We start from the raw sequence: 12,161 nt of genomic DNA on the forward strand, positions 1-12,161 counted from the left end.
GCAGCGCACCCCCCGCCCCCGCCGGCGGCGAACGCACCCGCCGCCCCCCGCAGCGGCGCACACTCCCTACTCGCAGGCAGCGGCCGCAGCCGCCGCGCCGGCTACACCGCCTGCGGGCAGCAGCCCCGCAGGCACAGCCCCGCCGGACGCGTCCCGTCCGGCGGCCACAGCTGCGGCGCCGCCCGCTAAGGGCGCCGGCTCGGCCACACCGGCAGCGGCGAAGCCGTCCGCTGCCGGGGGACCCTCTGCCGGCGCTGCGAAGCCGGCAGTCACGCCGTCGCCGGCGGCGACGGCCAAGGCAGCAGCGGCTGCACAGCCCGCCGCTGCAGCGGACACAGCGGTCATCTCCATAACGGGAGATGACGGGCACGGGGTGATTCTTGCGCCGGCGGCGTTCGAAATCAAGCAAGGCGAAAGTGTGCTGGATCTGCTGAAGCGGATTACCCGCCAGCAGAAGATCCAGATGGAATTTCAGGGAGCAAAGGGTTTTGCCTATGTCGAAGGAATAGACAATCTATATGAGTTGGATTATGGTGCGGAGAGCGGCTGGATGTACAGGGTGAACGGGGAGTTCCCGGACAAAAGCGCCGGAAGCTACAAGGTGCAGCCCGGGGATACAATAGAGTGGCTCTATACCCTGGACCTTGGCAAGGACATCGGAGCTAAGGCGCCATGAGCAGCGGCTTCCGCGCCATGCATCCTGCGGTAGCGCTGCTCTACTATGCCGGCCTGCTGCTGTTCGCCGCGCTGCTTATGCATCCGCTCTTCCTGATTACCGAGCTTGTGGGCGTCATGCTTCTGCTGCTGCTCCAAGGACAGGGCAAGCAGCTGCTGCGCGGGCTGCCGTTCTATCTGCTGATGGCCGGCTCTGTAGCCTTGCTGAATCCGCTGTTCTCGCACAGGGGGGCGCACATCCTGTTCTACCTGTGGGATCAGCCCGTTACACTGGAGGCTGTGCTGTACGGACTGATTATGATGCTGGTGCTGCTTACAATTTTTATGGTATTCCTTTCTTACAACTACACAGTAACAACAGATAAATTCATGTATGCCTTTGCCGCAGCTGCTCCTAAGACGGCTCTGCTGACTCTGATGGCGATCCGGTTCATCCCCCTGTTCCAGAGAAGGCTGCACGAGATTACAATGATCCAGCGGTTCAGGGGAATTGATGTGTCTAAGGGGAGTCTGCGTAAAAGAATGCGCGATGGTATGACCCTGATGAAGGTGCTGCTGACCTGGTCGCTGGAGGAAGCGCTGCAGACGGGAGATTCTATGAAGGCACGGGGGTACGGTATCCGCAGACGCACTACGTATTCAACCTTCGTGTTGGACCGGCTGGACACAACCGCACTCCTGCTGCTTGTAATCAGCGGGCTAATTCCGCTGATTCTCTGGATGTTGGGCTATGGGACATTTGAAATCTATCCGCGTATGAGGCCTCTTGTGTTCGGCGGAGGAGAAGCACTGATGTATACGAGCTTCTGCCTGTTCGTGCTGATACCGGCGGGCTTGGAAGGAAAGGAGATATGGCTATGGAGATCATCGCGGCGGAAGGCTTATCCTTCCGCTACCCCGGAGCTGAACGGGACACGCTCCATGAGCTCACCTTCACAGTAGAAGAGGGAGAGTTTATAGTGCTTATGGGTCCGTCAGGCGGCGGCAAAACGACGCTCCTGCGCCAGCTGAAGCGCGAGCTTACTCCTGTAGGGACAGGAAGCGGCATAGTCCGTTATGCAGGACTGACGCTGGCCGGGCTGCCGGCTGAACGGGCTGCAGCAGAGATCGGGATGGTGTTTCAGAATCCGGACGCGCAGATTGTCATGGACACCGTCTGGCATGAGCTGGCCTTCGGAATGGAGAATCTCGGCTACCCGCCGCAGGTGATGCGGAGCAGGCTGGCGGAGATGGCCGGACTGTTCGGACTGGAACCTCTGCTGTACAAGCCGGTGCATGAGCTCTCCGGCGGACAGAAGCAGCTGCTTAATCTGGCCTCCGTTCTGCTGCTTCAGCCGAAGCTGCTGCTGCTGGATGAGCCGACCTCGCAGCTCGACCCGGTTGCGGCACGTGAATTCATCCAGACCCTGCACAGGCTGAATGAAGAGATGTCGATGACGATTATTATCAGTGAGCACCGCCTGGAGGAGGTGCTTCCGCTCGCTGACCGGGTACTGCTTATAGAGAACGGGGTGCTGAAGGCAGCCTGTCCTCCCCGCGAGCTTGTCTCCAGAGCGGGTGAGGAACAAGCTCTGGCAGTACAAGCCTATATGCCGACTGCAGCCCGTCTGTATCTGGAACTGCCGGCACAGGAAAACAGCCTGAGCCGTCCGGGGTTCATACCGCTGACAGTCCGTGAGGGCCGCCGCTGGCTGCATGACTACGCGGCGGCAGCCTCGCTGGGTCTCCCTGGAAGCGGAGTAGCCGGCCCTGCATGTATCCCGGCTGCCGCTCTTGTGCCCGGTGATGACTCTGAAATAATGCATCCGCACAAGCCGGATAAGAAGCTTCCCCTGCTGAGCGCGAAGGAGGTTACCTTCCGCTATGAGAAGGAAGGACGGGAGGTGCTCCGCAAGCTTAATCTGACGCTGTATCAGGGCGAGCTGCTGGCCGTCCTTGGCGGTAACGGCGCCGGAAAGTCCACGCTGCTGCATGTACTGAGCCGGATGGTCAAGCCGCAGCGGGGCAAGGTGGTAGCGGCCCCCGGGATAACCGCCGGCTTCCTGGCCCAGAATCCGCTGCTGTATTTCAGCTACGATACCGCAAGGGAGGAGCTGCAGCATATGGCTGCGGCTGCCCGCCTGGCACCGGATGAGGCCGGGAGGGAGATCAGCAGGCTGGCAGAGGTGTTTGAGCTTGGTCAGGTGCTGGAGAACCATCCGCATGACCTCAGCGGCGGTCAGCAGCAGAAGCTGGCCCTGGCCATGGTGATGCTGCTTAAGCCTGCAGTGCTGCTGCTGGACGAGCCGACCAAAGGGCTTGACCCGGCTGCGAAGGTCCGGTTTGCCGGCCTGCTTGCACTGCTGCGGAGCCAGGGGATGAGTATTGCTGTTGTAACTCATGATGTAGAGTTTGCTGCGCGGTATGCCTCCCGCTGTGCACTGCTGTTTGATGGAAGTATTACGGCTGAGGGAAGTCCGGAGGCGTTTTTCAGCAGCAACTATTTCTATACAACTGCAGTCAACCGCATGGTGCGTGATCTGCTGCCGGCGGCTTTGACCATTGAGGATGTGATGACAGCATGGCACGTTTACGCTTCCCGCTGATTATGGCTGTGGCGCTATTTCTGGCAGGACTGGCACTTATGGCCGCGCTGAAGGACCGTCACTATATGCTTCTCAGCCTGGTGCTGCTCGGGGCGGCGCTGCTGCCTGTTTTTCTCCGCCTGGAACGCCGCAGGCTGGAGTCCAGGGAGCTGGTGCTGCTGGCTGTATTGTCGGCAATCGCCGCAGTCAGCCGGATTCCGTTCGCGGCGCTGCCCAGCGTGAAGCCGGTGTCGGCAATTATTATGCTGTCTGCCTACGTATTCGGGGCGGAAGCGGGCTTTATCATCGGAGCAGTGGCTGCGCTTGTGTCTAATATCTATTTCGGACAAGGCCCATGGACGCCATGGCAGATGTTCGCCTGGGGAATGGCCGGTCTCAGCACCGGCTGGCTGCGGAATTCCTGGTGGATGAGGAAGCGTGCCGGAATGCTGCTGTTCGGCTTTCTCTGGGGTTTTCTGTTCGGCTGGATCATGAACATCTGGTACATTATCAGCCTGCCGGACGCTTTTAGCTGGGGCCTGGTGGCTGCCGCTTACGCTTCCAGCTTCTATTTTGATCTGGCCCATGCCGTATCGAATGTCTTCTTTCTGGCTGTGCTGGCCGGAGGCTGGACCAGTGTGCTGGAACGTTTCCGCCGGAAATACGGGCTGCTTAAGGAATAGGCTTGCCTGTATCCGAATGAGCTGCTAAACCAAGCGTATTTCGACATTATTTTCTAATATGCATCATAATTCGACTTTTTTCGCCGATATAGTTTAAATAGCAAGCTTGGGAGAAGGCGGGAATAAGGATAATGAGGAATTTAAAAGTTAAATTTAAAATGACAGTTCTTGTAGCTGTTGCTGTAATCCTGGTGGTCGGAGTCGGTCTGACCGGGGTCCTGTTTACTGATAAACTGGCTGACCGTTCGCAGGAGACCTATAACCAGAGTCTGCTTCCTATCTATCTGGTTACTGAAATACGTGCCAATAACCGGACGATCGAGTCATTTCTCCTGGAGAACCTGCTGACCAAGGCTGCTGACCAGAGCATGAAGCTCGCAGATCAGATTCAGAACCGGATTGAGCAGAACAATGAACTGATGACAGAACTGAAAGCCGTTGAATTCAGCAATGAGGCAGTGAGCAATGGAATCAGTGAATATATGTCGCTCCTTCAGGACTACCGGACACAGCGCGATAATATCCTACAGCTGGCAGGCAAAAATCTGAGCGAAGAGGGCTATCAGGTCTTTGCCGGGAGTGCCTTCAGTGCATTGCGCGAGAGGATGGTCAGTCTGCTGGACGATGCTTCGGCCTCGCTGATTGCCGATGCGAGAACGCATAACGAGCTCACCCTGGGCGATGCCAGAACCTCAAGAACCGTCAGCGTGATCCTGATTACTGCAGCGTGGGTACTGTGCATTGCCATCAGTATCGTTATTTCCCGGCTGATTACGAAGCCGCTGAAGGAGCTTCAAGCTCTTATGAACCTTGCGGAGCAAGGGGACCTGACAGTAACGGCGGCCTATACCTCGAAAGATGAGATCGGCCAGATTAACCGGTCCTTTAACGCTATGCTCGCCAGTCTAAAGCGGATGATGCAGGGCATCTCGGAGAGTACAGAAATGCTGTCGGCTTCTTCTGAGGAGATGAGTGCGAGTGCAGAGCAGACCGCGCTCGCCTCGCAGCTGATTGCAGAGGCCTCCAGTGACATTGCTGCCGGCTTCGAGGCTCAGTCGGACAGCATTAACCGAACCACAGCATCGGTGCAGACGATGGCAGAGGATATTGCCGCAGTGGAGCACAGCAGCAAGGAAATGGGTGAGCTGATGAACGGTGCAGCTGTTTCAACAGAGCATGGTGCCGAGGCCGTGAACAGCATTATTACCCGGATGAGTGAGATCAGCTCCAGTGTTGCCGCCACACAGACCATTGTCGGCAATCTGGGCAGCCTCTCCGGGCAAATTAATACTATTATTACTACAATTAATGAGATTGCCGCCCAGACCAACCTGCTCTCGCTGAATGCATCCATTGAAGCGGCCAAGGCCGGGGAGCACGGGCGCGGCTTCGCAGTTGTAGCCGAAGAAATCCGCAAGCTGGCTGAAGCGACCGGACACAGCTCCCTGCAGATTACAGGGATTATTAAAGATATCCAGCAGCAGACAGGCAGCGCAGTGGAATCAATGACAGCCGGGTCAGAACGGGTTGCGATGGGTGTGGCGCAGAGTGAGGCGGTCTCGCTGGCTTTTGCCGAGATTCAGTCGGCAATCCGGTCAGCTGCTCTGCAGACAGAGCAGATCAGGATTGCAGTTAAGCATGTCTCCGAAGAATCGCAGTCGGTGATGGAGGCGATGGAGCGGGTGAGTGATGCTTCCCGCAAAGGTGCGGAGGATGTTCAGGACACCAGCGCTGCAAGTGAAGAACAGCTGTCAGCAATGGGCGAGATGTCCATGTCTGCCCAATATCTGGCTAAGCTTGCTGAGGACCTGCAGAAGGAGCTTGCAAGGTTCAAGCTATAACGTAAATGGATTATCAGCTTCATATAGACAGCAGACAGCCCCTGAGAACAATCATGTTCCAGGGGCTGTCTGCTGTCATCACCTGACGGAATACTTGCAGTCTTAAGCGGATACCGGAGTCAGCTGCCCTCCGCCGCTCAAAGTAATCGTCGCTCCGGCCAGCCAGCTGTTGGCACTTGCGGATGCATCATAATAAATAGTGTGCCCGTTATCGATGATATTGGACAAAGTGGAGTCGCTGTCGGTTAATGTGCTCAGGTAGGAGTCAGCGGTAACATTCCAGGTGCTGCCGGCGTCGAGCGTCAGTGATACAGCTTTGGCTGTATCTGCGGTATCAATTGCTCCGCTGAGTGAACTGCCGTTCGTGAGAACAACTGTAACCTTACTGATACTGTCGGCAGTAATATCACCGCTCAGAGGCTGGGCATCGGCATTAAGAGTCACTGTAGCGCCGTTAGAGCCTGCAGTGCCCCATTTATCAGCCTTTGCCGCCAGAAGGATTCCTGATGTGCCGGTCAGACCGACGTTCTTCAGATTAATGACTGCATCGGTATTAGTGGCATAGAACAGCGGTCCGGCATACGCGGTAAGCGAGCCGCCCGTTATCGTCAGGGTGCCTGTACCCGCCTCGGCATTACCCGAGAAGCCCTGATATAACATGATTCCGCTCTTTGCGGCTCCGAACAGGTTGGTGTTCTTTAAAGTGATAGTATTGTTGCCTTCAATTACAGCAGCTTCGGAAGCAGAAGCCGTGATCAGCGCATCTGTGACAGAGATTGTGCCCGTGGAGTAGATTCCCGGAGAATCTGTGCCGGTTGTCTTCATAGTGCCGCCGGTGACGTTGACTGTTCCATTGCCCTGGTCAGTAGCAATGCTGGCAGAATGTGTGCCGGCAGTAGTGATATTAGTGTTCGTGGCGTTGATAGTGCCTGCACCGGTGGCATCGAGTCCGCGTGAGGAGTCTTGAGCGGTTGTGATCGTTACACCGGATACATTGACTGTTGAGCCGGCACCGCTGGCAAATACGGCATTTGAACCGTTTGCAGCGGTTGTAATAGAAGAGTCATTCAGGGTGACAATACTGCCGCCTGCAGCGAGAAGCGCGGCGTTCAGACCGTAATCGTTGCTGTCATCCTCAGAGGAGGTGCCTCCTGTTTTAGTCAGGGTAACATTATTCAGGGTCAGATTCCCGTTAGCAGTGACCTTTACTGCGGAGGAGTCAGTCGTGGCGGCAGTGATTGTTTCGCCGGATCTGCTTGCTGTACTGCCCTCCAGCAGATAGGTTGCGCTTCCCGGGCTGGCGGCATCCGCGGGGCCGGCGTTATCCTCAGCGGAGGAGCCTGTCAGATCTTCAGCAGAGGTCAAGCTGACGGTCTTGGTAGTTTTATCGTAGCTGGCTGTCAGTCCCACTGCTTCCGAAATGGCTCTGGCCGGCAGATAGACGGTGCCGTTATAGATAAAGGGCTCCACTGTGGCTCCGGTGGCATCCTTCAGAGCGGCTTCCTGGCCGTTCAGGCTTACAACAATATCATCAAAGGTAACGGCAATCTTTTTCGTAATGGTATCAGCATAAGCTGATACTGACATGGCGAGCGAGGCGGTTACCGCGGCTCCGACAACAAAACCCTTCATTCCGTTTCTTTTACTCATTCTTCTTCATCCTCTGCTATTGGTATGGGTGCTGCAATGTAGATCAGCTTGCTGTGCTGCTGTGAATATCTACATTGTAGAACCGCTAGCTGAGAGGCATCTGAGCCTGCGCTGAAAGTTGGTTGAATCCGGGCTGAAGGTTTGTTGAAAAATACTAGCTGCATACATACCAAAAAAACAGCCTGCTCCGTAGCTAAACGGAAGCAGGCTGTTCTATCATGAAGCGGGATTAAGCTGTAAGGCTTAGGCGTACCAGCCCCATACGAAGATGAAGAGGGTACCGAACAGGGTGATCAGACCTACGAACAAAGCATAGGCAATGTTGAGATAGAGTTCTTTCTTGGTATCTGCCGATTCGCCGATGTGCATGAACACAAACAGCTGCAGGGAAGCCTGGATAAGTGCAGTGATCGTCAGAACCACCACATTGGCTGTGTGGGACAGATCGCCGTAAATGACAATCAGCGCAGCGGCTGAAAGGACCAGTGAGGCCAGATAGCCCATTACATGACGGATCGGAAACAGTTGCTTTATCATATCACATCATTCCTTTCAGGTAGACGAAGCTGAAGATGAAGATCCAGACTACGTCTAAGAAATGCCAGAACAGTGAGAAGATAAAAGTTTTGTTGGCGGTAGCAGGAGTAATCCCGCGGCGCCATAACTGAATCATAATCCCTACTCCCCACAGGAAGCCGAAGCTGACGTGGGCACCGTGGGTTCCGAGCAATACGAACAGACTGGACAGGAAGCCGCTGGTCTGCAGAGTTGCCCCTTCATGAACGTAGGTGAGGAATTCCTCAATTTCAATGCCGATGAAGCCCAGACCCATCAGCAGTGTAATCGCCATGAAGAACATCATGGCTTTTTTGTAGCCGTGGCGCATGGCGTGCACCGCCAGACCGATCGTGAACGAGCTTGTCAGGAGCAGGAAGGTTGATACCAGCAAGGGGCCGATTTCAAAGATCTCAGGTCCGCTCGGTCCGTCGGCAAAACGGTTAACCATAACGAAGTAAACAGTGAACAATGTAGCGAACAGCGGGATTTCAGCTCCGAGGAACACCCAGAAGCCAAAGATCTTATTACTGTTCTCTTCTGTTGAATATTCCAGCGGCTTCGACGCATCTATCTTCATACAGTCTCACCCCGCAGTTTCTTTTCAGTCGCAATAACTTCTTCAGCTGATACGTAGAAGCCGTGATCCTGGTCAAAGGACATCGCTGCCAGCATAACAATGACACCGACACCGGCGACAATAGCCGGAATCCACATGCTGAATACGAGGAAGAAGCCCAGGAAGAAGAAGATTACACCCAGGATAAACGGCTTCCCGGTATTGTTAGGCAAGTGAATCTTGGTAATTTTGTCTTCAAACAGCGGAATGTTCTTCTGTTTGGATTCCCAGAACGGATCCAGGGATTTAACCTTAGGCACAATTGCAAAGTTGTAAGCCGGGATCGGACTTGGTGTAGCCCATTCCAGGGTACGTCCATCCCACGGATCGCTTGTTGTATCTCTCGGCATGTAGCGGGTACTCCAGTAGATGTTGTACACCAGCAGGAGGAAGCCGATAGACAGACCTACCGCTCCGGCGAATGACAGCATATTCAGCGGACCGAAGCCGGTCTCTTCCGAATAGGTGTACATCCGGCGTGTCATCCCCATCAGGCCGAGGAAGAACAGCGGGAAGAAGGTTACGTTAAAGGAAATAATGATCCACCAGAAGGCATGCTTGCCGAGACGTTCGTTCAGACGGAAGCCGAATACTTTCGGGAACCAGTAGTGGAATCCGGCAATAACGGCGAACACTGCGCCCGGAATCAGAACATAGTGGAAATGCGCTACCAGGAACATCGTATTATGGTACTGGTAATCGGCACTGGCCATCGCCAGCATGACGCCGGTAACCCCGCCGATAGTAAAGATCGGGATAAAGGCCAGCGTGTACAGCATCGGTGTAGTAAAGGTAATTCGCCCTTTGCGCAGGGTGAACAGCCAGTTAAATATTTTGACCCCGGTCGGAACAGCAATCGCCATCGTGGTGATGGAGAAGAAGCTGTTGACCATTACGCCCTGACCCATGGTGTAGAAATGGTGAGCCCATACCAGGAAGGACAGGAGCGAGATGATAACCATACTGAATACCATGGAGGTATATCCGTACAGGTTCTTTTTGGAGAAGGTGGCAATGATCTCACTGTATATACCGAAGGCCGGCAGAATGACAATGTATACCTCAGGATGTCCCCATACCCAGAACAGGTTGGCCCAGAGCATATCCATCCCGCCGTTGGCCATCGTAAAGAACTGTGAGCCGAACAGGCGGTCGAACATCATTAGTGCCAGTGCTACGGTAAGCACAGGGAAAGCGAAGACGATAATAACGTTTGTAATCAGTACAGACCAGGTGAACATCGGCATCTTCATCAGGGTCATGCCCGGAGCACGCATTTTGAGGATAGTAACAATGAAGTTAACCCCTGTAATAAGCGTACCGATACCGGAAATCTGCAGAGCCAGAGAATAGTAGTTGTTACCTACGGTCGGGCTGAACTCCAGGCTCGCCAGCGGGAAGTATGCGGACCAGCCTGCATCCGGGGAACCGCCGATGACGAAGGAGATGTTAAGCAGCATCGCTCCGAAAAAGAAGAGCCAGAAGCTGACAGCGTTGAGCCGGGGGAAAGCAACGTCTCTTGCGCCGATCTGCAGCGGAATGATGACGTTCATCAGACCGATAATAAACGGCATGGCCATGAAGAGGATCATGATCAGGCCGTGGGTGGTAAAGACCTCATTATAGTGCTGTGCATCAAGGAATTTCATTTCGGGCGCTGCAGTCTGCAGGCGCATCATCATGGCGTCGACGCCACCGCGGAAGAGCATCAGGAGGGCAGCAAGGATATACATAACCCCGATTTTCTTGTGGTCCACAGTAGTAAGCCATTCACGCCAGAGATAGCCCCACTTCTTAAAGTAGGTCAACCCGACGAGAATCCCGATGGTGGCAAGTGCGATGCTGATCATGGCTCCATAAATCAAGGGTTCGCCGTGAACCTTAAATTTCTCTAAATCCATTAGGGTGGCTCCTTTCAGGTTGTTGCTGTAGCATGTTTCATGCTATATAAGAGCTGTTAGCTCCATGGTTGTCTGTTACTCGTGAGTATGCTATTCGACAGGCGAGCTAGGCAGCGGCTCTTCTACCTCAGGGGCAGGATTGCTGTCGAACTCCGTCTGGCTGGAAGGTGCCGGGGAAGGATGGATTTCCTTGTTATCCTCGTGCTCTTCACCGCCGTTGTGCATATCCATTTCCATACCGTCACCGCTCATATGCTCGCTGTGATCGCCTGGAGGCGGGCTGAAATCCAGATGGGTAGAGGAGTAAGTCTTGCGTCCGAGATGGTCGGCAGCCAGCAGTCCTTTGAATTCATCCTCAGTAAGCGCAGGTGCTGTCTCCTTCACTTCTTTAACCCAGTCCTTATAATCCGCATCGGTCATAACCAGCGTTTCGAATTCCATATGGGCAAAGCCTTTACCGCTGAAATTCGAGTTCTTTCCGATATAAGACCCTACGGTATCACCAGACAGGTTAAGATAGGTGAGCATGTCGCTCATTGCGTATTTCTGTCCGGCAAGCTGCGGTACCCAGAAGCTGGTGATGGTCCCGAAGGAGTACAGTCTGAATTCTACTGCACGGTGTACGGGAATGTTCACGTAGTTAACCGTCTCAATGCCTTCTTCAGGATAGCTGAAATGCCATTTCCAGTTGGAGGAAGAGGCGTAAATGACGAGCGGCTTCTGATCCTGATACTCGTTAGCAACATTCTCGACCGCATGGGTGGACTTTACAGTCACCACAGACAAAAAGGCTACAATGATAATCGGGATAATAATCCAGATCGCTTCAAGAACCTTATTGCCCTCCTCGTGTTCAGGAATGTAGCCTTCATTGCTCTTCTTTGCCCGGTATTTCACCAGGACGAAGATGTATAAGATGTAGACAACTGCCAGGACAAATGCCATCACTACAATAGAGAGGATGATCGTGTCAGAAAGCGTCCGTGCAGCCGGGCCCTTAGGATTCAGTACGGCGAGCGAACTGCATCCCGGCAGAATAAAGAGCAGGCTGAGAAACAAAGCGTATAACGGTCCCTTTTTTTTCATATAGAACTCCTTCCTTCAATAATTCTTTTCATTAGCCGTTCATGCTGCGGGCAAAGATTAACCTGTATATATAGTAAGAATTAGTTACCCAGATTGCAAAATACATATTATGTAAATTAAGCTACATTAAGCCTTAAAAATGGCGATCAAGTTAATAATATGTGATCAATTTGTTACAGGTACAACGAGGTATGACAAAGATCACTGTAGCGACGGGCTTTAAGCTAATTTTAAGGTTGTTCAACATTTGTTCAAACTTGATCAAATGTTGCTAAATTCGTCACAATTATAATGCTCAAAAATAGTGCTGATTAACCGCTTTCTTTGTTGGTGTGACAGTATTCGACGAAAGTTGCGCAGTTATTGGTAAAAGATTTCATTGTGTCATATATCACAGCGTGAAAAAGTGACAATAATTTAGGCTCGCGGTTACAATCTCTCAAATTAAGTTATATCTATGTATGGTAGAGTAAGAGTCAAATATACATAGATTGGAGATCCTGCTGGTGCTTAAAAAAGTAATGCTTGTAGTAATGTCTTTATTCTTATGTTGTGGTATAGTACAGCCTGCTGCACAGGCAGCGGGA

The 12,161-nt window shown here is 53.4% G+C and carries 10 protein-coding genes; 5 read left to right on the top strand and 5 right to left on the bottom strand.

Translation table 11 applies throughout. The features are described 5' to 3' along the window. The 5 genes from BN3772_RS30605 to BN3772_RS11615 all read left to right on the top strand — a co-directional run. A partial coding sequence (locus BN3772_RS30605) for a DUF4430 domain-containing protein (RefSeq protein WP_157643582.1) occupies positions 1-676 on the top strand: 676 nt, incomplete at its 5' end. Continuing rightward, a complete protein-coding gene (locus BN3772_RS11600; protein ID WP_052380471.1) occupies positions 673-1,617 on the top strand; it encodes an energy-coupling factor transporter transmembrane component T in 945 nt (314 codons plus the stop codon). The genes BN3772_RS30605 and BN3772_RS11600, both read left to right, overlap by 4 nt. Further along, positions 1,533-3,260, top strand: a complete 1,728-nt coding sequence (locus tag BN3772_RS11605) for an ABC transporter ATP-binding protein (protein WP_042199573.1) — start codon at positions 1,533-1,535, stop codon at positions 3,258-3,260. The genes BN3772_RS11600 and BN3772_RS11605 overlap by 85 nt, the downstream gene beginning before the upstream one ends. Then, positions 3,236-3,922, top strand: coding sequence for an ECF transporter S component (locus tag BN3772_RS11610; protein ID WP_042199575.1), 687 nt, complete (start codon positions 3,236-3,238; stop codon positions 3,920-3,922). The genes BN3772_RS11605 and BN3772_RS11610 overlap by 25 nt, the downstream gene beginning before the upstream one ends. A 131-nt stretch (positions 3,923-4,053) precedes the next feature. Then, complete coding sequence (locus tag BN3772_RS11615; RefSeq protein ID WP_042199576.1) at positions 4,054-5,763, top strand: methyl-accepting chemotaxis protein; 1,710 nt, start codon at positions 4,054-4,056, stop codon at positions 5,761-5,763. A gap of 102 nt (positions 5,764-5,865) precedes the next feature. Here BN3772_RS11615 and BN3772_RS11620 read toward each other — a convergent pair whose 3' ends face one another. The 5 genes from BN3772_RS11620 to qoxA form a co-directional block, all read right to left on the bottom strand. Further along, on the bottom strand, positions 5,866-7,413 hold the full coding sequence (locus BN3772_RS11620) for a beta strand repeat-containing protein (protein WP_042199577.1): 1,548 nt from the start codon (positions 7,411-7,413) through the stop codon (positions 5,866-5,868). Positions 7,414-7,656: 243 nt separating this feature from the next. After that, the gene (gene qoxD, locus BN3772_RS11625) at positions 7,657-7,950 is read right to left on the bottom strand and encodes a cytochrome aa3 quinol oxidase subunit IV (RefSeq protein ID WP_042199578.1); all 294 of its coding nucleotides are present in this window, start codon (positions 7,948-7,950) and stop codon (positions 7,657-7,659) included. A gap of 1 nt (position 7,951) precedes the next feature. After that, on the bottom strand, positions 7,952-8,548 hold the full coding sequence (gene qoxC / locus BN3772_RS11630) for a cytochrome aa3 quinol oxidase subunit III (protein ID WP_042199579.1): 597 nt from the start codon (positions 8,546-8,548) through the stop codon (positions 7,952-7,954). Next, entirely contained in the window at positions 8,545-10,488 is a 1,944-nt protein-coding gene (gene qoxB / locus BN3772_RS11635; RefSeq protein ID WP_042173137.1) for a cytochrome aa3 quinol oxidase subunit I, read from the bottom strand. The genes qoxC and qoxB overlap by 4 nt, the downstream gene beginning before the upstream one ends. A gap of 90 nt (positions 10,489-10,578) precedes the next feature. Further along, on the bottom strand, positions 10,579-11,574 hold the full coding sequence (qoxA, locus tag BN3772_RS11640) for a cytochrome aa3 quinol oxidase subunit II (RefSeq protein WP_042199581.1): 996 nt from the start codon (positions 11,572-11,574) through the stop codon (positions 10,579-10,581). Positions 11,575-12,161: the final 587 nt, after the last annotated feature.

It is taken from the genome of Paenibacillus camerounensis (assembly GCF_000723885.1).
GTDB classification, from domain to species: domain Bacteria; phylum Bacillota; class Bacilli; order Paenibacillales; family Paenibacillaceae; genus Paenibacillus_AQ; species Paenibacillus_AQ camerounensis.